The sequence below is a fragment of the Castellaniella sp. genome, assembly GCF_034675845.1.
In the GTDB taxonomy this organism is placed as follows: domain Bacteria; phylum Pseudomonadota; class Gammaproteobacteria; order Burkholderiales; family Burkholderiaceae_B; genus Castellaniella.
Map to the genome: position 1 here is coordinate 64,386 of NZ_JAUCCU010000001.1, position 21,950 is coordinate 86,335.

The following is a 21,950-nucleotide window of genomic DNA, read 5'->3' on the forward strand; positions in this document are numbered from 1 at the left end:
TCACAACGCGATCACCTGAAAAGCCGTGAAAAATCATTGAACAAGGCAAGAAACATCAGGGCGAGCACAAGACTCATGCCCAAACGCGTTGCGTGGTCACGCACGTGTTCAGGAACAGGCCTGCCGCCGCGCAGGGCCTCGATCAGGTAGAACAGCAAATGCCCACCATCCAGCATGGGAATCGGCAGCAGATTCAGGACGCCGATGCTGATGCTGATCAGCGCCAAGAAGCGCAAATAGGCCTCCAGGCCGATGCGGGCGGTCTGGCCTGCATATTCGGCAATCGTGACTGGCCCGCTGATATTACGCCATGAGACTGCTCCCATGATCATCTGGCCCATCATGCGCACAGAAAAAAGACTCATGTCCAGCGTATTGCTCAGACCAGTCCACAGGCTATCCAGCGGCCCCAGGCGCACCAGCACCATGGGTCGATAGGCCATGATTTGTGCGCCAATGCGGCCGATGGGCTGATTTGCCTCCAGCACGACGGCGGGGGTGATGGTCAGATCAAAGCGGGCGGATTGCCGCTGAACAGACAAGATGAGCGGCTGCTCTGGATGCTGCTGGATGGTCTGCACCAAGTCCTGCACAGAGGCCTGCGGCTGGCCATCGACCGCCAGAATGATGTCGTCAGGCTGCAGGCCAGCGGCCTGGGCTGCCCCACCGGGGGTCAGCTCGCCCACCTGTGGCTGCGCCGACTGCAGAATCAGGCCGGCCTCGGCCAAAGGATCAATGCCTTCAGAATCGGGCAACTGGCTGCGCAGATTCAGGGTCAGGTGCCGTGTATCCTGGCGCGGCCCCACCAGGGCCAGGTCCACTTGACCGCCTGCGGTGATCGGCCCCAGCAACTGCCAGCGCGCTTGGGGCCAGGATGCCACGGCCTGCCCATCGACGGCGGCCAGCGTATCGCCCGCCTGGATGCCTGCCAAGGCCGCCGGGGTATTGGCCGCCGGCGCGCCCAAGATCGCGAGTGGCTGCTGGGTGCCCCAGAGGTTGAGTACCGTGTAGATCAAGGCGGCCAGCAGCAGATTGGCGATGGGGCCGGCGGCCACGACGGCCACGCGGCGCGACAAAGGTTGGTTGTTGAATGCAGCCCGGCGCATCGCCTCGTCCGCCCCAGCGGGCGCATCATCCAGCATCTTGACGTAGCCGCCCAAGGGAATGGCCGACAAGGCCCACTCGGTGCCATGCCTATCCTGGCGGCGCAACAATACCGGCCCAAAACCAACGGAAAAGCGTAAAACCCGGACGCCGCAGCGCCGCGCCACCCAGTAATGGCCGAATTCATGAAAAGTGACCAGAAGGCCGAGGGCGACAATAAAAGCGGTTAAGGTCAGCAGCATCGTGTATGAATTCAGGCAAACTGGCAGTAGCCTGCCGCCGTGCGCCGGGTACGGGCATCCAGATACAGAACCTCGTCCAGCGATGATGGGATGGAGGAATCCAGGCGCGCGGACTCATTCAGGCAGTGCGCAATAATCTCTGGAATCTGCGTATAGCGGATCTTGCCTTGCAAAAAACCCGCCACGGCGATTTCATTGGCCGCATTCAGGGCAATGCAAGCCCCCTGCCCCTGCTTCAAGGCGTCCAGCGATAGACCCAGACACGGAAAGCGCTGCAAATCCGGGGTTTCAAAATCCAAATGTCCCAGGCGGGTCAGTTCCAGCAGGCCGACTCCGCTGTCAATCCGATCCGGATAGGCCAGACCATAGGCAATGGGGGTGCGCATATCCGGCTGCCCCAGCTGCGCCAAAATGGACCCATCCGTGTATTCGACCATAGAGTGAACGACACTCTGAGGGTGTATGACGACCTGGATGCGTTCCATTGGCATGGCAAACAGCCAGTGCGCCTCGATGACCTCCAGGCCTTTATTCAGCATGGTGGCCGAATCCACCGAAATTTTTCGTCCCATGCGCCAATTGGGATGGGCACAGGCCTGATCGGGCGTCACGTGTTCCAGCTGATCCAGTGCCGTGCGGCGAAACGGCCCGCCCGACGCCGTCAGCAGCAATCGGCGCACCCCGGGGGCGGGCTGGGTCGGCGCATGGGCGCGTTCGGCTGACTGGGGCAGGCATTGGAAAATGGCATTGTGTTCGCTGTCGATCGGCAGCAATTCGGCGCCATGGTTGCGTACCGCCTGCATGAACAGGCCCCCTGCCGCCACCAGGGCTTCTTTGTTGGCCAGCAACACGCGCTTGCCGGCGCGGGCCGCAGCCAGCGCGCCAGGCAGGCCGGCAGCCCCCACAATGGCCGCCATGACCGCCGTGACGTCGGGATCTGCCGCCGTATCCGCCAAGGCCTGCGCCCCCACCCGGATTTCAGGCACGGGTCGGCCAGCGGGCCAGGCGGCGAGAAACCGCTGACGTGCAGCGTCATCGGGCACCACGACCACGCGGGCAGCGTGCCGGACAGCCTGGGCGGCCAGGGTTTCGATGCGGCTATGCGCGGTCAAAGCATGGACCTTCAGGCGCTCTGGATGCCTGGCCACGACATCCAGCGTGCTGACCCCAATGGAGCCTGTCGATCCTAAAATACAGAGGTGTTGCACAGCAGACATGGCTTATCCGAATATCAGCAAAAGAACAGCAGCCGGCGCCACGGGCAAGACGGCATCGATGCGATCGTATACCCCACCGTGCCCAGGCAACAACTGGCTGGAGTCCTTGACCCCGGCACGCCTTTTGAGGAGAGACTCAAAGAGATCACCGATAATGGACCAGGCAGCCAACACCAGGCCGACCACAATCAGGCCCGACCAACCCAGGCGCGGCAGCAGCAAGGCGCCATAGCTATCGGGCCACCAGGCCGCACAGGCCAGCAGCCACAGGGTCGCAAAGATCACCCCGCCCACTGCACCTTCCCAGCTTTTGCCGGGGCTTACCTTAGGAGCAAGCTTATGGCGCCCCAGGCTGCGACCCACGAAATAAGCAGCAATATCCGCACACCAGATCAGCGCCCAGAGGGAAATCAGCGCGGCTGCGCCGTGCTGGACAAATAACCAGGCCAAGGCATACCAAGTGGCCACCAGAGTGACCAGCCCGGCCAGCGCCAAGCCTATAGTAGGGCAATGCGCAGGGACTTGGGCGCGCAGCACCATGAACGGCGCGGCCAGCAGCCAGAACAGCAGTGCCAATGGCAGGATCAAGGTATTGGAAAGGGTCATCAGCCCAGGCTGGCCATCCACCAATAATCGCGATGCGACGCCCAGCACACAAACCACCAGCACGGCGCCTGCATTGCGCGCCAAAGCGTTGGCCCACACCAGACGCCACCATTCCCATAGCGCGCAGCCTGTCATGATGCCCAGCAGCGCCAGCATGGGCCAGGGTGTAGACGCCGTCACGGCGGCAGCGACGATCAGTAAAAGAACGATCGCAGTCAGAATGCGTTGACGCAGCATGTAATCCCCTGTCAAGCCGGGCTGCGCAGCTGTTCGCTGGTGCGCCCGAAACGGCGTTCGCGATCTCGATACCAAGCAAAGGCCTGGTCGATTTCAACTGCGCCGAAGTCCGGCCAAAAACAATCGGTGAAATAGAGTTCGGCGTAAGCCAGTTGCCAGATCAGGAAATTGGAAATGCGCTGTTCGCCACCGGTCCGAATAAAGAGATCCGGCTCTGGGGCGTAGGCCATGGCCAGCCTGGAAGTCAGGGCAGCCTCGTCCAGGTGTTCTGGATGCGCTGATAATTCGGGGTGATCCCTGAGTAATGCCTGAGCAGCCTGGAGAATATCCCAGCGGCCCCCGTAGTTTGCTGCAATGGTCAAGGTCAGCGTGGTTTGCCCGGCAGTCTTGCGCTCGGCCTCGCGGATCAGATCCTGAAGCTTCGCATCAAAGGCACTGAGGTCGCCGACGATGCGCAGGCACACCCCCTGAGCGATGAGTTTGTCGACTTCTTTTTCCAGGGTGCGGATAAAGAGCCGCATCAGCACCGAGACTTCGTGGGCCGGCCGCCGCCAGTTTTCCGAACTGAAGGCAAACAGCGTGAGATACCGAACCCCCCGATGTCCGCAGGCCTCGACTGCGCGCCGCACGGCTTGTACGCCGCGCACATGACCTGCCGTGCGGGGCAAGTGACGTTTGGTGGCCCAGCGTCCGTTGCCATCCATGATGATGGCAACGTGGCAGGGAACCTGTCCGGTCTGGGGAATGCTCAGGGTTGAGCTGGTTTGGACCATGCGGTGCGAGATTGGAGGGACTGACGGTCAGACCGTCATGATCTCGGCTTCTTTTTGGGCGATGATCTTATCGATGTCCGCCACGTAGCGGTCTGTCAGCTTCTGAATTTCATCCTGGGCGCGACGATCATCGTCCTCGGAGATTTCCTTGTCCTTGAGCAGTTTTTTAAGCGTGTCATTGGCATCGCGGCGCAAGTTACGCACGGCGACCTTGGTGTCCTCGCCTTCGCCCCGCACGACTTTGGTCAGGTCGCGGCGGCGTTCTTCGGTGAGGGCTGGCATCGGCACCCGGATATTGTCACCCATGGCGATGGGGTTAAGACCCAGGTCGGATTCGCGGATGGCCTTGTCGACAGCGGCGGCCATGGTTTTTTCCCAGACCTGCACACTGAGGGTGCGGGCGTCCATGACAGAGACATTGGCGACCTGACTGATCGGTACGGGCGAACCATAGTATTCGACCTGGACATGGTCCAGAATTCCCGCATGGGCGCGGCCCGTGCGGATCTTGCCAAGACTGGTCTTCAGAGATTCGATGGACTTACCCATGCGCTCGTCGGTCGAGCTGCGTACATCGGAAAGAGACATGACGGTTTCCTATACCTGAACCAGAGTGCCCTCGTCGTCGCCGCAGACAACACGGCGCAGGGCACCAGGTTTATTGATCGAAAAGACCTTGATCGGGAGTTTCTGGTCGCGGCACAGCGCAAAGGCGGTGGCATCCATGACCTCGAGGCGACGGACGATCGCCTCGTCGAAACTGATACGTGAATAGCGTGTGGCGTTCGGGTCTTTGTTGGGGTCTGCGCTGTAGATGCCATCGACCTTGGTGGCCTTCAGGACGATTTCCGCCCCGATCTCGGCGCCGCGCAAAGCCGCTGCGGTATCCGTCGTGAAAAACGGATTGCCGGTACCCGCTGCAAACACCACGACCTTGCCTTCCTCGAGGTAGCGCAGGGCCTTGGGGCGAATGTAGCGTTCGACCACCTGATCAATGTTCAAGGCTGATTGCACTCGGGTATCAACACCATGATTTTTCAGCGCGTCTTGCAGGGCCAGAGCATTCATGACGGTGGCCAGCATGCCCATGTAATCGGCAGTGGCGCGGTCCATGCCCTGAGCGCCAGGTGCTACGCCACGAAAAATGTTGCCTCCGCCGATCACCACGGCCAGCTGCACCCCCAAAGACACAATGCCGTGGATTTCCTCGGTCATGCGTAGGATGGTTGCGCGGTTGATGCCGTAGGCATCCCCCCCCATCAGGGCCTCTCCGGATAATTTCAGGAGGACGCGCTTATAGGCTGGATTTGACATGCACCAGGTTCCTGGAAAGGCAATAAATATTAAAACGGCGGGCTTTGACGTGAAACGGCACCGCGCACACGGCGCGATGCCATCGTACCTGAATCAAAGAAAATCAGGAACCGCTGGCAGCAGCGGCGACTTCAGCAGCGAAGTCTTCTGATTTCTTTTCGATGCCCTCGCCCACCACGAACAAGACATAACGATTGATGCGGGCGCTTTTTTCCTTCAGCATCTGCTCGACCGACTGCTTGTCGTTCTTGACAAAGGGCTGGGACAGCAGCGTGACTTCCTTGAGGAATTTCTGCACCGCGCCATCCACCATCTTGGTGACGATTTCAGCGGGCTTGCCCGATTCTTCGGCCTTTTGTTCGGCCACGGAACGCTCGGCGGCGATCAGTGCGGGATCCACACCCCCCGCATCCAAGGCACGCGGCTTGGTGGCGGCGATGTGCATGGCCAAGTCTTTACCGACTTCGTCGGCGCCGGCAAAATCAACCAGCACGCCAATGCGACCACCGTGCACATAGCTGTTCAGGCCATCGACGGTCTCGAAACGCTGAAAACGGCGCACGGACATATTTTCACCGATTTTGCCAACCAGCGCGGCGCGCGTGCTCTCGACAGTGCCATCGCCCAGTGCGCAGGCGCTCAGGGCGGCGATGTCAGCCGGATTCTGTTCGGCAACCAAGCGGGCGAGTTCATTGACAAAGCCGATGAAGTCGTCGTTCTTGGCGACAAAGTCGGTTTCGCAGTTGACTTCGACGAGGGCACCGAGCTTGCCGTCAGCGGCAATATGCAGGCCGACCAGGCCTTCGGCCGTGACGCGGCTGGCTGCCTTCGAGGCCTTGCTGCCGAGCTTGACGCGCAGCAGTTCTTCGGCACGGGCCAGATCGCCATCCGATTCCGTCAAGGCTTTCTTGCATTCCATCATCGGCGCGTCGGTCTTTTCGCGCAGTTCTTTGACCATGGCAGCGGTAATTTGAGCCATTAGATTCTCCTGTTCGATCAATGCAGATACCGGCGCATGCCGGTATCGAACTACCAGCCCGCAAGGGCTGGCCTAGGCGGCATGAAAGAGGAATTAATCCTCTTGGTGGTCTTGTTCGACCTCAATGAATTCTTCGCCCTCGGCGAGTTCTTCGACCAGGCCATTGATGCTTTGTTCGCGGCCAGCCAGCACGGCATCCGCCATGCCGCGAGCGTACAGCGCGATGGCCTTGCTGGAGTCATCATTGCCAGGAATGACATAATCGATGCCTTCGGGCGAGTGGTTGGTATCCACCACGCCAATCACCGGAATACCCAGGGTATGGGCTTCAGCCACGGCAATCTTGTGGTAGCCGACGTCAATCACAAACAGCGCTTCGGGCAAGGTGTTCATGTCCTTGATGCCGCCGATGGATTTATTCAGCTTGGCGAGTTCACGTTCGAACATGAGGGTTTCTTTTTTGCTCATGTGCTCGGTGACGCCTTCAGCCTGCTGGGCTTCCATTTCCTTGAGGCGCTTGATGGAGGCTTTGACGGTCTTGAAGTTCGTCATCATGCCGCCCAGCCAACGGCTGTCGACATAAGGCATGCCGCAGCGCTGGGCTTCGACAGCGAGGATCTCGCGCGCGGAGCGTTTCGTGCCCACAAACAGCACATTGCCGCCGCGAGCCGCCACCTGGCGCACAAACTGGCTGGCTTCCAGGTATTTCTCGACTGTGCGCTCGAGGTTGACGATGTGAATTTTATTGCGTTGACCGAAAATGTATTCGGCCATTTTCGGGTTCCAGTAGCGGGTCTGGTGACCAAAGTGAACACCAGCTTCCAGCATTTCGCGCATGAGACTCATGTAGATTTCTCCAAAGGGTTGGGTCTTGTACAGGGCCAGCATCCGGGACTAACATTGAATGTGATTCAGTGGCGTCCGCAAACACCCATGGATGGCCCTGCACGCTATTTATAGCGAAGCCTATAATTCTACTATTCTTAATACATTTTCGGCAAGCTTCCTCATGATTCCTCTTATCACAGACCCTCAGGACCTCGATCAGATGCGTGCTGCCTGCCAGGCCGCCGCCAGCATTCTGGACTATCTGGAACCGCATGTGCGCCCCGGCATCACCACCGGGGAACTCGAGCGTCTGTGCATGGATTATCTGACCAACGAGCTGAAGGTCAAATCCGCCACGGTCGGCTATGCCCCTCCGGGCTACCCTCCCTACCCCGCCTCGATCTGCATTTCGGTCAATCATGTCATCTGCCATGGCATCCCCGGCAACAAGGTCCTGAAAAACGGCGATATCCTGAACATGGACATCACCATCATCAAGGATGGCTGGTTCGGCGATACCAGCCGCATGTATTACGTGGGCGAACCCACAATATTGGGCCGCCGCCTGGCCGAGACCACGTACGAATGCATGTGGCTGGGCATCGCCCAGGTGCGACCGGGGGCAACGCTGGGGGACATCGGCCACGCAATCCAGAAACATGCCGAAGCCGCTGGCTTTTCCGTGGTGCACGAATACTGCGGCCACGGCGTGGGTCAGCGTTTTCACCAAGACCCCCAGGTCCTGCATTATGGCAAACCCGGCACGGGGGTGCGCCTGCAGGCTGGCATGATCTTCACCATCGAGCCCATGATCAACGCCGGACGGCGCGAAATCCGTACCCTGGCGGACCAATGGACCGTGGTCACCCGCGACCACAGCCTGTCGGCCCAATGGGAGCACAGCATCCTGGTGACCGATGACGGCTACGAGGTTCTGACCGTCTCGCCCGGCATGCCGGCACCACCCGCCTTTATTCAGGCCTCAACGCCTGCATGACCTCTATGTCGCAGGACGGTGTTGCCGCCTTGCGCAGCCAGTTGCAGGCGCAGCGGGCCCAAGCAATCGCAGCCTATCGCCAGCATCTGCGCCCGGACACTCTCCTGAGCACCCTGCGGCGGATCGCCGATGGTGCCGTCCGTAGATTGCTATCCATCCACCCGGCTCCGGATGGGGCCTGCGTGGCGGCGGTCGGCGGCTATGGTCGCGGCGAACTCTACCCAGGGTCCGATCTGGATATCCTGATTCTGCTGGAGCACAGCCCGGATGCGCAAGACCGGGAACGCATCGAAGCGCTGCTGGCCGCCTTATGGGATATCGGCCTGGAACCTGGCCATAGCGTGCGCACACTGGCGCAATGTCGGCATGAATCCGCCGCCGACATCACCGTACAGACCGCCCTGCTGGAAGCCCGTTGGCTGGTGGGTGGCCGCGCCTTGTTTCAGCGCTTTCGCCAACAGATGCAGGCCGACCTGGACCCCTGCGAATTTTTTTTCTGGCCAAACGCACAGAAATGCAGCAGCGCCACGCCCGCCACCAGGACACCCCCTACGCGCTGGAACCCAACTGCAAGGAAGCCCCCGGCGGACTGCGCGACTTGCAGGTCCTGCTGTGGCTGGCCCGCGCCGCGGGCCTGGGCAGCACCTGGAAGGCTGTCGCCGCCACGGATTTGCTGACTCCGACCGAATTTCGCTCGCTGCGCCGCGCCGAACAAGCCTTCAGGCGCCTGCGCATCGAACTGCACCTGCTGTCGGGACGTCGCGAAGACCGGGTGCTATTCGATCTGCAGCCCCGTCTGGCACAGGTCTACGGCTTCAAGGACCAGACACACCGGCGCGCCAGCGAGCTGCTGATGCAACGCTACTACTGGGCGGCACGCGTCGTCTGCCAGGTCAACCGCCTGTTGATGCAAAGCCTGGAGGAACATATTTTCCCCCAGCCCCAAGCACCAGCCATCGATCTGGATGACGATTTTTATGCGCTGCGCGGGCATCTGACTCTGCGCCGCGCCGATGCCTTCGAGCGCAACCCCGCCTTGCTGCTGCGGGTGTTTCTGGTGCGCCAGCAGCACCCTGAACTGCAGGGCATGGCAGCCGGGACATTGCGGGCCATCTGGCATGCCCGGCGCTTGATCGATGCACAATTTCGTCGCAACCCAGTCAATCGGCATCAGTTTTTGCAGATTCTGCAGCAACCCCAGGGCATCGTCCATGCCCTGCGCGACATGACGATGTGGAATATTTTGCCGCGCTATCTGCCCGTATTTCGGCGCATCGTCGGACAGATGCAGCACGACCTGTTTCACGCCTATACCGTAGATCAGCATATTTTGATGGTGATTCGCAACCTGCGGCGCTTTACCATGCCGGAACACGCCCAGGAAAACCCGCTGGCCAGCCAGCTGATTGCTGATCTGGACGAGCACTGGCTGCTGTATGTCGCAGCTTTGTTCCACGATATTGCCAAAGGTCGCGGAGGCGATCATTCCCAACTGGGTGCGGACGAAGTACGCCGATTTGCGCGCCAGCACCAGTTCAGCGCCACGCAAATCGATTTTCTGGTGTTCCTGGTCCGCGAGCACCTCAGCCTGTCGCAAGTCGCCCAAAAACGCGACCTCAGCGACCCTCGCGTGATCCACGGCTTTGCCGCGCTGGTGGGCTCACAGCGCCGCCTGGATGCGCTTTATCTGCTGACCGTTGCCGATATCCGCGGCACCAGCCCTAAAGTCTGGAACAGCTGGAAAGGCAAGCTGTTGGAAGACCTATACCATCAGACCCTGGCGGCGCTGGGGGGGGCACGCCCCGATACCGGCACAATTCTGGCGCAACGCAAGGAAGCCGCCACTGCGGAAATCCGCCGCCTGGGCCTGCGCGACGAAAGTCGCAACGCATTCTGGTCCCAACTGGACGTAGCCTATTTTCTGCGCCATGAAGCCCACGAGATCGCGTGGCACACCCGTCATCTATACCATTGCTTTGAAGGACCGGACCCGGTAGTCCGCGCCCGGGTACTGGGCCAGAGCGAAGCCCTGCAAGTACTGGCCTATGCTCCGGACCGGGCCGATCTGTTCATGGATATCTGCACTTATTTCGACCGCCACGGCCTGAGCATCCAGGATGCCAGAATCCACACCACCCGCCAGGGCTGGGCGCTGGATAGCTTTATCGTGCTGCTGCCGGATGCCGATCGGGATTATCGTTCGCATGCGACCTTGATCGAGCATGAGCTACTGGAGGCGCTGCAAACACGCCCCACGGATATCAAGGCAGCATCGACCCTGCGCCGCAGCTCCCGGCGCTCGCGCGTATTTCCCATCATGCCGGTCATCAGCCTGCAGGCCGATGAGCCCGGAGGGGCATGGCGCTTATCCGTGACGGCAGCCGACCGCGTCGGCCTGCTGCACGACCTGGCCCGCGTATTCACCCAACATGAGATCAATCTGAAAATGGCCAAGATCATGACCCTGGGTGATCGCGTAGAGGATATATTCATTGTCCAGGGCAAGGTTCTGGAGCATCCGCGCACGCAGCGGCAATTCGAGCGCCACTTATTTGACGCCCTGACGGGTACTCTCTGAGCATCTTATTTCTTTATTTTCACCACCATCACACTCATGAAAATCACTTGCGCCGATAAAATTTTGCAATTCGTTGCCTTTCTGTGCCTCGCAGCGGTGGGCTTTGCCCTGGTATCCCAATACGCCTTCGACATGCGGCCCTGCGCCTGGTGCGTGTTGCAACGGCTGATCCTGCTGGCCATTGCTGCCGTGTGCATACTGACCGGCACGGGCTGGGGCTCGGCTTGGGTACGCCGCCTGGGGGCTGCCCTGGCTGCGGCGCTGTCGATCTCGGGCATTGTCGCCGCCTGGTATCAGTACACCGTGGCATCCCAGGCGTTCTCGTGCGCCCAGACCTTTGCCGATACCTTCATCACCCAGTCCGGCCTGGATGCCGCCCTGCCCTGGCTGTTTGGCATCTACGCCACCTGCGCAGACGCCCGGGTCAGTCTGCTGGGCATGGAGTACGCCCTGTGGGGGCTGCTGCTGTTCGTCGTCAGCGCCATCCTGACGCTGTGGGTGCTGCTGCGCCGGGCGCGCGCCTGAACAGGCCACCCACTTGGGGCAAAGACGTTTGATTCAGGCGTCTTCGGCGGGGGCCACCATGGCCCCTGAACGCAGGGACTGGCCTTGGCTTTGGCTGAGACGCTGCAAATAAGCGGCATCGATATCACCCGTCACATACTGGCCGTTGAAACAAGACGACTCAAATGTCTGCAGGGCCGGGTTCAAGTCGCGCAAGGATTGTTCCAGATCGGCCAGTTCCTGGTAGACCAGACCATCCGCCCCGATTTCCCGGGCCACCTGCTGGGTGTCACGGCCAGTCGCGATCAATTCGGCCTGGGTGGGCATGTCGATGCCATAGACATTGGGGTAGCGCACGGCGGGGGCCGCCGAGGCAAAATAGACCTTGTTGGCGCCCGCAGCCCGCGCCATATCGACGATTTCCCGGCTGGTCGTGCCACGGACAATCGAGTCATCGACCAGCAGCACGTTTTTGCCGCGAAATTCCAGGTCGATGGCACTGAGCTTCTGGCGCACGGATTTTTTTCGCACGGCCTGACCCGGCATGATAAAGGTGCGCCCTATATAACGGTTCTTGATGAAGCCTTCGCGATAATTCAATCCCAGGTGGGAAGCCAGTTGCATGGCCGATGGGCGGGAGGAATCGGGGATAGGCATGACCACGTCGATATCCCCCAGACGCAGGGATTTCGCCACATTGTCCGCCAGATATTCCCCCATCTGCAGACGTGCGTCGTACACCGAAATGCCATCCATGACGGAATCCGGGCGCGCAAAATAAACGTATTCGAAAACGCAGGGGGTTTGTGGCTGGCCAGGCTCGGCGCACAATTCGTGGTTGAGTTCACCGTCCTCGGTAATGACCAGGGCCTCGCCAGGCTCGATATCACGCACCAGACTGAAGCCGCTGCCGGTCAGTGCGACGGACTCAGAGGCCAACATCCATTCCGGGCCGGCATCCGTGTCATGGCGCCCCAGGCACAGGGGCCGGATGCCGTGGGGATCGCGAAATGCCACCAAACCGAAATGACTGATGCGGGCAATCACGGCATACGCGCCCTTGGCACGACGGTGCACGGCGCGCACCGCCTGGAACACCGCATTGGCATCCAGTGTGACGCCATCGGAAGCCTGCTGCAGCTCGTGGGCAAAAACATTGAGCAACACTTCGGAATCCGAGTTGGTATTGATGTGACGCCGGTCGTGCTTGAATAGGGCCTCGCGCAGTTCACGCCAATTGGTCAGATTGCCATTATGCACAAAGGTAATGCCAAACGGTGCATTGACGTAAAACGGTTGGGCCTCGTCTACACTGGCGCTAGAGCCTGCCGTGGGATAGCGCACCTGGCCCAGCCCGCTATTGCCAGGCAGCGCACGCATATTGCGGGTCCGGAATACATCGCGCACCAAGCCATGCGCCTTGTGCATGCTGAAGTAATCATCATGCGCGGTGGCAATGCCAGCGGCGTCCTGCCCCCGGTGCTGCAACAGCAGCAGGCTGTCATAAATCAGCTGATTGACGGGCGCTTTGCCCATCACACCCACAATTCCGCACATGCTAGTTGGTATCCGTAGAAGACTGATAAGGAAGTATCTGCGCCACATCGGGTGGCAACATGAGTTTGATTTGCTGAAAACCTTTGACCAAGGCTCCGACCGTGCGGGACTGCTGCCACCAAGGCTCTTGGGGCAGTTCGGTGTAACCCGCCAGCCCCACCAGCGCCAACACCAGCACCAGCCCGCGCCCTGCCCCGAAAACCGCGCCCAGACCATGATCGGCGGGCGTCAGGCCAGTGCGATCCACCAAAGCGCCCAGCGCCATATTCAGCAGCCCCACAGCCAACAGGGTCAGGATGAAGACAGCACCATACGCAGCCAGCGTGCGCAAGAGCCCATTTTCGATCAGGCTGGCCAGCCATACCGAGGCGCTGGGTCCCCACCAGATCGCAGCCACGAAAGCGGCCACATAAGCGACCAGGGATAAGACTTCGCGCAAAAATCCGCGCAGCAAGCCAATCACGCTGGAGACCAGCACAATACCCAAGACGATGTAATCGAAGCTGGTCACTTGTCGGAAATCAGGCCATTTTGATAACCCAGCGCACGCAGACGGGTCTGAGCAGCCTGGGCGGCCTCGTGCGAGCCAAATGGCCCGACGCGCAGCCGGTAGACCGTGCGTCCGCCGGATTGACCGGGCTCGACGTAGGCATCTGTGACGCCGGCCTGGCTTAAGCTATTGCGACGCGCCTGAGCGTCTTGTTCCGTCGTATAGGCAGCCACTTGCAGGTAATAGCGTCCCTGGGCTGCTGAACTGCCCGTACTGCGGGGAGTATTTGGGGCCTTGCCGGCCAACAGGGCCAGGGCCACCGACCCATCGTCCGTGCGGTCCGCAGGTTTGGGCGCAGGTTTTGGTTTTGGGGGCTCAGGGGTGGGTTTTGGAGCCGCAGTCGGCGGCGTAAGCTGGGCCTGTGGCGCGGGCGGCGTGCTGGTGGCCGACTGCGCAGGCAGGGGGGATGGCACAACAGTGCCGCTGGTGACTGATGCCGTTGGGTCCGATGCTGCGGCCAGGGGGCTAGTATCAGCAGGCAAACCACTGACGGCAGCAGAATCCGGAGATACCTGCCCACCGGCAACAGCAGCGCCGGGCAATGCCGTGGCATCGGCCAACTGAGGCGACAAGCCATCGGGCGGGGCCGGAACGACAATGGGCGCCTGAACGTGTTCTGGGGCTGGCGGTTCGTCAAACAGCCAGGGGACAGCAATAAACGCAGCCAGCACCAAGGCCAAGGCGCCGATCAAGCGGCGGCGAGCCTTGGTGCGGAGTTCTTTAAGCTGGGTGGCACTACCGGCGCGTGAGGTGGCGCGTTTATCCGAGTTGGACCCGTGACGAAAAAACATCGTGCAGCTTACCCATTAGCAAAGGCAGGCCGACGCGCCCACCCAATCAAGAAAGCACGTCCCTGCCTTCGAGGCGCAGAACCTGCAACACCGGGCCGACCGTCGCAAATGACCCGAATACAAGAATTCTATCATTGTCGGTGGCCAGTTGACGGGCCTGTGCAAAGGCTTGTTCCGGACTGTCAAAAGTGGATACTTGTACATCCCGGGCCTGGATGGCGGGCCGGGGCGCGGCCCTGACACCGGGCTTGCTGTCGCCGCGCTTGAGTTCGGCGGTTTGGGCCACGAAAGTATCGACCGGCGCCACATCGCCAGTGATGCGATGCACGATGTCTGCAAGTTCCTGGGCGCTGGTCCCGCGTGGCCCGTCCAGCGTGGCGCACAGCCAGCGATCCACGCGTCGTGTCAGGCGCGACAAGGTGGCTTCGATTTCCTTGTCGTGCAGCATGCCCACCACCGCGTACGTGTGGGGGTAATGTCCCATGCTGTCCAGGTTCTGCCCCAAAGCGGCAGCCGCATGAGGGTTATGGCCGACATCCAGAATCGTGGCTGGCAGGCCAGGCAGGATCTGCATACGGCCCGGCAGGCTGACATGCAGCAGACCCTGGCGCACGTTTTGCTGGGTGACCACCAGACGATCACGCAGGCTTTCCAGGGCCGCCAGGGCGGCCGAGGCATTGATCAGCTGATTGGCGCCGCGCAGCGCCGGATAGCCCAGGGCATTGCGTCGCTGACCACGTCCGCCGTAAGCCCATTGCTGGCGGTCGCCGGAATAATTGAAATCCAGTCCAAAGCGCCAGAGATCCGCGCCGATTTCCTGAGCATAATCCAGCACGGTCTGGGGCGGAACAGGGTCGGCACAGATCGCGGGCGTGCCCGGACGGAAAATATGGGCCTTTTCCCAACCAATGGCTTCGCGGGTATTGCCAAGATAAGCGGTGTGATCCAGATCCACACTGGTCAGGATGGCACAGTCCGTATCGATCAGGTTGACAGCATCCAGCCGTCCACCCAGGCCGACTTCCAGCACCAGTGCATCCAGTGGCGTCTTCTGAAACAACAGCAAAGCCGCCAGCGTCGTCATTTCAAAGTACGTCAGGGTCGTGTCCCCTCGGGCGGACTCGATGCGCTCAAGCTGAGCGACGATGTCTTCGTCCGAGGCCTCCTGGCCATTGATGCGGATGCGCTCGTTGAAGCGCAGCAGATGGGGCGACGTGTATTGACCCACCCGATAACCGGCATCCAGCAAGATGGCTTCAAGCATGGCGCAGGTAGAGCCTTTGCCATTGGTGCCCGCCACCGTGATCTTGACGCAATCCAGCGATAAATCCATGCGTTCGGCCACGCGACGGATGCGATCCAGGCCCAAATCAATGGCCTTGGGGTGCAGCGTTTCCAGATAAGTCAGCCAATCAGCCAGAGGAGAACCAGATGCAGGAGCAGAAGTAGACATAAGTATGCAAACCACAAGTAAAACGGCAGGTGCCGATAGTAGCACCTGCCATTCATAAAGCCGCCGATTACCCCCATTGCAAATGGCCCTTCGCCGCCGGGCCGCCCCAAGGCGAAGGCGCCCCCTCGGGGGGCAGCAAGCCAAAGGCGCAGCGTGGGGGTCCCCCTTACTTGCGTCGGGCGGGCGGTACGTCCGTGCAATGTCCGTCGGCGACCTCGGCGGCCATGCCGATGGATTCCCCCAAGGTGGGGTGCGGGTGGATGGTCTTGCCGATATCCACGGAATCCGCGCCCATCTCGATGGCCAGCGCAACTTCACCAATCAGGTCGCCTGCGTGAGTGCCGACGATGCCGCCACCCAGAATGCGACCGGTCTCGGCGTCGAACAGGAGCTTGGTGAAGCCCTCGTCACGGCCATTCGCGATGGCGCGTCCCGAAGCCTGCCACGGGAACAGACCTTTCTTCAGGGCAATGCCGTCTTGCTTGGCTGCTTCTTCGGTCAGGCCAACCCAGGCGACCTCGGGATCGGTGTAGGCCACCGATGGAATCACGCGGGCGTCGAAGTAGGCTTTTTCGCCGGCAATGACTTCGGCGGCGACATGGGCCTCGTGCACGGCCTTGTGGGCCAGCATGGGTTGACCCACGATGTCGCCGATGGCGTAGATATGCGGCACATTGGTGCGCATCTGCGTATCCACCGGAATGAAGCCACGGTCGCTGACCGCCACCCCGGCGTTTTCCGCACCGATGGACTTGCCGTTGGGCGCACGCCCCACGGCTTGCAGCACCAGATCATAGCGCTGGGGCTCTTTGGGGGCGGATTCGCCCTCGAAGGTGACCCAGATGCCATCTGCCTTGGCCTCGGCGCCCACGGTCTTGGTCTTGAGCATGACGTGATCGAAACGCTTTGCGTTCATCTTGTCCCAGACCTTGACCAGATCACGGTCGGCGCCCGTCATGAGGGTCGGCAACATCTCGACCACATCCAGGCGTGCGCCCAGCGCGGAATAAACCGTGCCCATTTCCAGGCCGATAATGCCCCCGCCAATAATCAGCATGCGCTGTGGAATGGACTTCAGGGTCAGTGCGCCCGTGGAATCGACAATCCGGGGATCATCGGGCAAGAAAGGCAGCTTGACCGACTGGCTACCCGCCGCAATGATGGCGGAGGCGAACTTGATGGTGGTCTGCTGGCCATCAGCCGCCGTGACGGTGAGGTGATGCGGATCAGCAAAAGCGCCCTTGCCCCGGACGACCGTGACCTTACGCGCCTTGGCCATGCCGGCCAGGCCGCCGGTGAGCTTGCCCACCACGCTATCCTTGTAGCCGCGCAAGCCGTCCAGGTCGATTTCGGGCTTCCCGAAACGAATGCCGTGGGCGGCAATGGCCTGGGCTTCTTCAAGCACAGCAACGGTGTGCAGCAAGGCCTTGGAGGGGATGCAACCGACATTCAGGCAGACCCCGCCCAAGGTAGCGTAGCGTTCGACCAAAACGACCTTCAGGCCCAGATCGGCTGCCCGGAAGGCAGCCGAATAGCCGCCAGGACCAGCACCCAGCACCAGCACATCGTAATCGGCATCCGCCGCGCCGCTGAATTGGGCGGCAACGGGAGCCGGAGTCGGTGCGGCTGCTGCCTGAGCGGCAGCCGGGGCAGCCGAGGCCGCAGGCGCGGCAGCCGCTTTGGGGGCGGCATCCTGCGCCGGAGCGGCTGCGGCTTCGATCTTGAGAATGGTTGCGCCCTGGGCGACCTTGTCGCCGACCTTGACGAGGATCTCCTTGACGACCCCGGCCTGGTCGGACGGAATTTCCATGGAGGCCTTGTCGGATTCGACGGTGATCAGGCTTTGTTCGGGGGCGATGGTATCGCCCACTGCCACCAGAATTTCGATGACATCGACCTGGTCGAAATCACCGATATCCGGCACATTGACGTCATTGATGCTCATGCATGCCTCCTTACAGGATGATGCGGCGGAAGTCCGCCAGCAAGCCGCCCAGATAGGCATTGAAGCGGGCCGCAGAGGCACCGTCGATGACCCGATGATCATAGGACAGCGACAGGGGCAGCATCAGGCGGGGACGAAAGTCTTTCTTGCCATCCCAGACCGGCTGGATGCTGGAGCGTGACACGCCAAGAATAGCGACTTCGGGGGCATTGATGATCGGGGTGAAATCGGTGCCGCCGATGCCGCCCAGAGACGAAATCGAGAAGCAACCACCCTGCATCTGGGCCGGCGAGAGCTTGCCGTCACGTGCCTGCGCGGCCAGTGCGGAGGTCTCGGCAGCAATTTCCAGCACGCCTTTCTTGTCCGCGTCACGAATCACGGGAACCACCAGGCCATTGGGCGTATCCGCCGCAAAGCCGATGTGATAGTAGTGCTTCAGGACCAGGTTGTCGCCATCCAGCGAGGCATTGAATTCCGGGAACTTCTTCAGCGCGGCCACCACGGCCTTGATCAGGAAAGCCAGCATCGTGAGCTTGACGCCGGCACTCTTGTTTTCGGCATTGACCTGCTGGCGCAGGGCTTCGAGATCGGTGATGTCGGCCACGTCGTTGTTCGTGACGTGGGGAATCATGACCCAATTTCGATGCAGGTTTGCCCCGGAAATTTTCTTGATGCGCGACAGCGGACGTGATTCGATTTCGCCGAACTTGGCAAAATCGACCTTGGGCCAGCCCAGCACGCTAAAGCCCTCGCCCCCTGGCAGGGTGGAGCCCACCGGGCTGGTACCGCCGGTGGACAGCGCCTGTTTGACATAGGCACGAACGTCGTCAGCCGTGATGCGATTTTTATCGCCACTGCCGGTGACCTGGGCCAGATTAACGCCCAGTTCGCGGGCGAACTTACGTACTGAAGGCGACGCATGCGGCAGATTGCGCAAGGGTACATCCGCCTCGGCAAAGGCCGCAGTGGGCGACGCACGATCCGGCGCGCTAGACGCCATCACCGGCGCCGGGGGGGCGGCCGGAGCCGGGGCGGCAGCGGGCGCTGGCGCAGCCGCCTTAGGCGCTTCTGGCGCAGGGGCGGGTTCGGCCTTGGCCGCCGGCGCGGCGGCGGCCTCGGAGGTCTCGGCCTCGAGGATGACGGAGCCTTCGGTGACCTTGTCGCCGACCTTGATCTTGATGGATTTGACCACCCCGCCCTGGGAGGCGGGAATTTCCATCGAGGCCTTGTCGGATTCGACGGTGATCAGGCTTTGCTCGGCGACGATGGTGTCGCCCACAGCCACCAGGATTTCAATGACGTCGACCTGGTCGAAATCACCGATATCGGGGACTTTGATTTCCACGGTTGTGCTCATGTTGTCCGTCCTCCTTAGGCGTGATGCGGGTTGGCCTTATCGGCCTCGATCCCGTACTTGGCAATGGCTTCGGCGCACTTGGCGATATCGATCGTGCCTTCGTCGGCCAGGCTGCGCAAAGCGGCCAGAACGATGAAATGACGGTCGATTTCGAAGTGCTTGCGCAGTTCAGAACGGAAGTCGGAGCGTCCGTAGCCATCGGTACCCAGGACCTTGAAGTGGCGGCCATCCGGAATGAACGGACGGATCATGTCGCCATAGGCCTTGATGTAGTCGGTGGAAACGATGATCGGACCCTTGGTGCCCTGGAGCTGCTGCGTGACGTAAGGCACCTGAGGTGTCTCGGTCGGGTGCAACAGATTATGGCGTTCGACATCCAGACCGTCGCGGCGCAACTCGGTGAAGCTGGTGGCGCTCCAGACGTCGGAGGTAATGCCCCAGTCTTTTTCGAGCAATTCCTGGGCTGCCATGATTTCACGCAAAATCGTGCCGGAGCCCATCAGCTGGACATGTGTATCCGCTGTTTTTGCGCTGGACTGAAGCTTATACATGCCCCGCAGAATACCGTCCTCGTCGCCGGCCTTCAGGCCCGGCTGGGCGTAGTTTTCGTTCATCACGGTGATGTAGAAGAACACGTCTTCCTGGTCGTGCATCATGCGCTGCAGACCGCTGCGGATAATGACGGCGACCTCGTGGGCAAAGGCGGGGTCATACGCGATGCAGTTGGGAATCAGCGAAGCCTGAATATGGCTGTGGCCATCTTCGTGCTGCAGGCCTTCGCCATTCAGGGTCGTGCGCCCGGCGGTGCCGCCCAGCACAAAACCACGGGCCAGCATATCGCCTGCTGCCCAGGCGTGATCGCCAAAGCGCTGGAACCCGAACATCGAGTAATAGATGAAGAACGGGATCATGATGGTGTTGCTGACGGAATACGACGTGGCCGCGGCAATCCAGGAACTGAAGCCACCGGCTTCATTAATGCCTTCCTGCAACAACTGACCGTTTTCCGCTTCGCGGTAGTACATCACCTGGCCCTTGTCGACAGGCACGTACTTCTGGCCTTCGGGGGCGTAGATGCCGATCTGGCGGAACAGACCTTCCATACCGAAGGTACGGGACTCATCAACCAGGATAGGCACGACGCGCGGTGCCAGGGCCTTGTCGCGCAGAATTTGGTTCAGCACCCGCACAAAGGCCTGGGTGGTGGAAATCTCACGGCCTTCGACGGTGGGTTCCAGCACGGCCTTGAAGGCGTCCAGATCGGGCACAGGCAGGGACTCGTCGGCCTTTTCGCGGCGGTGCGGCAGATAGCCACCCAGCGCCTGGCGATGTTCGTGCAGGTATTTCATTTCCGGCGAATCAGCGGCCGGTTTGAAGTACGGAATCTGATCGACCTGATCGTCGGGGATGGGGATATTGAAGCGATCGCGGAACTCGCGCACGGAATCCACATCCAGTTTTTTCTGCTGGTGGGTCGGGTTTTTGGCCTGACCTGAATGACCCATGCCATAGCCCTTGATGGTCTTGGCCAGAATCACCGATGGCTGGCCCGTATGGCCGGCAGCGGCGGCAAAGGCAGCATAGACCTTATGCGGATCGTGACCGCCGCGATTCAGGCGCCAGACGTCTTCGTCGCTCATGCGGCTGACCATTTCCAGCAGCTTCGGATGCTTGCCGAAGAATTTTTCGCGCACGAATTTGCCGTCATTGGCCTTATAGGCCTGGTATTCGCCATCGACGGTTTCTTCCATGACGCGGCGCAGTATGCCTTCTTTGTCACGGGCAAACAGAGGATCCCAATAACCGCCCCAGATGAGCTTGAGCACATTCCAGCCGTTGCCCCGGAAAGCGCCTTCGAGTTCCTGGATGATCTTGCCGTTGCCGCGCACGGGACCGTCCAGGCGCTGCAGGTTGCAATTGACCACGAAGATCAGGTTGTCGAGCTTTTCACGCGAGGCCAAACCAATGGCGGCCAAGGATTCGGGTTCGTCGATTTCGCCGTCGCCCAGGAACACCCAGACCTTGCGGCCTGCCGTATCGGCCAGACCACGGGCATGCAGGTATTTCAGGAAGCGCGCCTGATAAATCGCCATCATGGGCCCCAGGCCCATGGAAACCGTGGAGAACTGCCAGAAGCTGGGCATCAGCTTCGGGTGGGGATAAGAGGACAGACCCTTGCCCTTGCCGCCGACTTCCTGGCGGAACCAGTCGAGGTTTTCCTCGGTCAGGCGGCCTTCGAGGAAGGCGCGTGAATACATGCCGGGCGAGGAGTGCCCCTGGAAGTAGACCAGGTCGCCGCCGTGATCGGGGGATTCGGCGTGCCAGAAGTGGTTCTGGCCGCATTCAATCATCGTGGCCAGCGAGGCGAACGATGCAATATGCCCGCCCAGGCTGCCGCCGTCGGCGGGTTCGACCTTGTTGGCCTTGACGACCATGGCCATGGCATTCCAGCGGATGTAGGAACGGATGCGTTCTTCCAGCACCATGTTGCCGGGATGCGGGGGTTCCAGCCCGGGGGGGATGGTATTGACGTACGCAGTATTCAGCGAATAAGGAATATGCGCACCAGAGCGGCGCGCCAGATCAATCAGGTTCTCGATCAGGAAGTGAGCGCGATCGGCCCCTTCCCGGTCGAGGACGGCTTCGAGCGCATCGAGCCATTCCTGGGTTTCTTGTTGGTCTGTATCCGCTACAGCGGCGTTGGCTTGTTCAAGAGAGGACATAGAGGTGTGTCTCCTGGGGTGTGGTTCGGGGACGCGACCACACATCGCGCCTGCCTGGAAATACGCGCCGGACATGAGGGTCTGGAGCATGATGGCATCCAGGCGTCCGGCACCTGCAGCCATTCTAGGAAAGACCGGGCATTAGCACAAGTGAAATTTCATCTCGTGGTGTGAATTTTTATTATGTGAAATATT

17 protein-coding genes and 1 pseudogene are annotated in these 21,950 nt (G+C 60.9%); 3 read left to right on the plus strand and 15 right to left on the minus strand.

The features are described 5' to 3' along the window. Window positions 1-11: 11 nt before the first annotated feature. From rseP to rpsB, 8 genes are all read right to left on the minus strand, one after another. A complete protein-coding gene (gene rseP / locus VDP81_RS00355) occupies window positions 12-1,346 on the minus strand; it encodes an RIP metalloprotease RseP (RefSeq protein ID WP_323011237.1) in 1,335 nt (444 codons plus the stop codon). Window positions 1,347-1,357: 11 nt separating this feature from the next. Then, complete coding sequence (gene ispC / locus VDP81_RS00360; protein WP_323011238.1) at window positions 1,358-2,563, minus strand: 1-deoxy-D-xylulose-5-phosphate reductoisomerase; 1,206 nt, start codon at window positions 2,561-2,563, stop codon at window positions 1,358-1,360. Window positions 2,564-2,566: 3 nt separating this feature from the next. Next, window positions 2,567-3,406, minus strand: a complete 840-nt coding sequence (locus VDP81_RS00365) for a phosphatidate cytidylyltransferase (protein ID WP_322994952.1) — start codon at window positions 3,404-3,406, stop codon at window positions 2,567-2,569. Between the two features lie 11 nt (window positions 3,407-3,417). After that, complete coding sequence (uppS, locus tag VDP81_RS00370; RefSeq protein ID WP_322994951.1) at window positions 3,418-4,179, minus strand: polyprenyl diphosphate synthase; 762 nt, start codon at window positions 4,177-4,179, stop codon at window positions 3,418-3,420. Between the two features lie 27 nt (window positions 4,180-4,206). Beyond that, complete coding sequence (gene frr, locus VDP81_RS00375) at window positions 4,207-4,767, minus strand: ribosome recycling factor (protein WP_322994950.1); 561 nt, start codon at window positions 4,765-4,767, stop codon at window positions 4,207-4,209. A 9-nt stretch (window positions 4,768-4,776) separates the two neighbouring features. After that, on the minus strand, window positions 4,777-5,493 hold the full coding sequence (pyrH, locus tag VDP81_RS00380) for a UMP kinase (protein ID WP_322994949.1): 717 nt from the start codon (window positions 5,491-5,493) through the stop codon (window positions 4,777-4,779). A 103-nt stretch (window positions 5,494-5,596) separates the two neighbouring features. Beyond that, on the minus strand, window positions 5,597-6,472 hold the full coding sequence (gene tsf, locus VDP81_RS00385) for a translation elongation factor Ts (RefSeq protein ID WP_322994948.1): 876 nt from the start codon (window positions 6,470-6,472) through the stop codon (window positions 5,597-5,599). 93 nt (window positions 6,473-6,565) lie between these two features. Then, on the minus strand, window positions 6,566-7,318 hold the full coding sequence (rpsB, locus tag VDP81_RS00390) for a 30S ribosomal protein S2 (RefSeq protein WP_322994947.1): 753 nt from the start codon (window positions 7,316-7,318) through the stop codon (window positions 6,566-6,568). Between the two features lie 166 nt (window positions 7,319-7,484). Between rpsB and map the strand changes: the two genes are divergently transcribed. The 3 genes and pseudogenes from map (at window position 7,485) to VDP81_RS00405 (ending at window position 11,400) form a co-directional block, all read left to right on the plus strand. After that, window positions 7,485-8,297, plus strand: a complete 813-nt coding sequence (map, locus tag VDP81_RS00395; protein ID WP_322995373.1) for a type I methionyl aminopeptidase — start codon at window positions 7,485-7,487, stop codon at window positions 8,295-8,297. 5 nt (window positions 8,298-8,302) lie between these two features. After that, a pseudogene (locus tag VDP81_RS00400) lies at window positions 8,303-10,875 on the plus strand ([protein-PII] uridylyltransferase). A gap of 36 nt (window positions 10,876-10,911) precedes the next feature. Further along, entirely contained in the window at window positions 10,912-11,400 is a 489-nt protein-coding gene (locus VDP81_RS00405; RefSeq protein ID WP_322994946.1) for a disulfide bond formation protein B, read from the plus strand. A 33-nt stretch (window positions 11,401-11,433) separates the two neighbouring features. Here the strand turns inward: VDP81_RS00405 and purF are convergent, their stop codons facing one another. The 7 genes from purF to aceE all read right to left on the minus strand — a co-directional run bounded on the left by purF (window position 11,434) and on the right by aceE (window position 21,755). After that, entirely contained in the window at window positions 11,434-12,936 is a 1,503-nt protein-coding gene (purF, locus tag VDP81_RS00410) for an amidophosphoribosyltransferase (protein WP_322994945.1), read from the minus strand. Between the two features lies 1 nt (window position 12,937). Continuing rightward, a complete protein-coding gene (locus VDP81_RS00415) occupies window positions 12,938-13,447 on the minus strand; it encodes a CvpA family protein (RefSeq protein WP_322994944.1) in 510 nt (169 codons plus the stop codon). After that, entirely contained in the window at window positions 13,444-14,277 is an 834-nt protein-coding gene (locus VDP81_RS00420) for an SPOR domain-containing protein (RefSeq protein WP_323011239.1), read from the minus strand. The genes VDP81_RS00415 and VDP81_RS00420 overlap by 4 nt, the downstream gene beginning before the upstream one ends. A gap of 46 nt (window positions 14,278-14,323) precedes the next feature. Beyond that, the gene (gene folC / locus VDP81_RS00425) at window positions 14,324-15,730 is read right to left on the minus strand and encodes a bifunctional tetrahydrofolate synthase/dihydrofolate synthase (protein ID WP_322994942.1); all 1,407 of its coding nucleotides are present in this window, start codon (window positions 15,728-15,730) and stop codon (window positions 14,324-14,326) included. 166 nt (window positions 15,731-15,896) lie between these two features. Then, window positions 15,897-17,675 (minus strand): dihydrolipoyl dehydrogenase, encoded by a 1,779-nt coding sequence (lpdA, locus tag VDP81_RS00430; protein ID WP_322994941.1) that lies wholly within the window; start codon window positions 17,673-17,675, stop codon window positions 15,897-15,899. A gap of 10 nt (window positions 17,676-17,685) precedes the next feature. Continuing rightward, entirely contained in the window at window positions 17,686-19,032 is a 1,347-nt protein-coding gene (aceF, locus tag VDP81_RS00435) for a dihydrolipoyllysine-residue acetyltransferase (protein ID WP_323011240.1), read from the minus strand. A gap of 14 nt (window positions 19,033-19,046) precedes the next feature. Further along, entirely contained in the window at window positions 19,047-21,755 is a 2,709-nt protein-coding gene (aceE, locus tag VDP81_RS00440) for a pyruvate dehydrogenase (acetyl-transferring), homodimeric type (protein ID WP_323012371.1), read from the minus strand. Window positions 21,756-21,950: the final 195 nt, after the last annotated feature.

Excerpts from the sequence above, each read along its gene's own strand:
- pyrH (WP_322994949.1), bottom strand. The coding sequence starts at position 5,493 with ATGTCAAATCCAGCCTATAAGCGCGTCCTCCTGAAATTATCCGGAGAG.
- aceF (WP_323011240.1), bottom strand. The coding sequence starts at position 19,032 with ATGAGCACAACCGTGGAAATCAAAGTCCCCGATATCGGTGATTTCGAC.
- rseP (WP_323011237.1), bottom strand. The coding sequence starts at position 1,346 with ATGCTGCTGACCTTAACCGCTTTTATTGTCGCCCTCGGCCTTCTGGTC.
- rpsB (WP_322994947.1), bottom strand. The coding sequence starts at position 7,318 with ATGAGTCTCATGCGCGAAATGCTGGAAGCTGGTGTTCACTTTGGTCAC.
- VDP81_RS00365 (WP_322994952.1), bottom strand. The coding sequence starts at position 3,406 with ATGCTGCGTCAACGCATTCTGACTGCGATCGTTCTTTTACTGATCGTC.
- aceE (WP_323012371.1), bottom strand. The coding sequence starts at position 21,755 with ATGTCCTCTCTTGAACAAGCCAACGCCGCTGTAGCGGATACAGACCAA.
- folC (WP_322994942.1), bottom strand. The coding sequence starts at position 15,730 with ATGTCTACTTCTGCTCCTGCATCTGGTTCTCCTCTGGCTGATTGGCTG.
- purF (WP_322994945.1), bottom strand. The coding sequence starts at position 12,936 with ATGTGCGGAATTGTGGGTGTGATGGGCAAAGCGCCCGTCAATCAGCTG.
- ispC (WP_323011238.1), bottom strand. The coding sequence starts at position 2,563 with ATGTCTGCTGTGCAACACCTCTGTATTTTAGGATCGACAGGCTCCATT.
- tsf (WP_322994948.1), bottom strand. The coding sequence starts at position 6,472 with ATGGCTCAAATTACCGCTGCCATGGTCAAAGAACTGCGCGAAAAGACC.
- VDP81_RS00420 (WP_323011239.1), bottom strand. The coding sequence starts at position 14,277 with ATGTTTTTTCGTCACGGGTCCAACTCGGATAAACGCGCCACCTCACGC.
- lpdA (WP_322994941.1), bottom strand. The coding sequence starts at position 17,675 with ATGAGCATCAATGACGTCAATGTGCCGGATATCGGTGATTTCGACCAG.
- uppS (WP_322994951.1), bottom strand. The coding sequence starts at position 4,179 with ATGGTCCAAACCAGCTCAACCCTGAGCATTCCCCAGACCGGACAGGTT.
- VDP81_RS00405 (WP_322994946.1), top strand. The coding sequence starts at position 10,912 with ATGAAAATCACTTGCGCCGATAAAATTTTGCAATTCGTTGCCTTTCTG.
- frr (WP_322994950.1), bottom strand. The coding sequence starts at position 4,767 with ATGTCTCTTTCCGATGTACGCAGCTCGACCGACGAGCGCATGGGTAAG.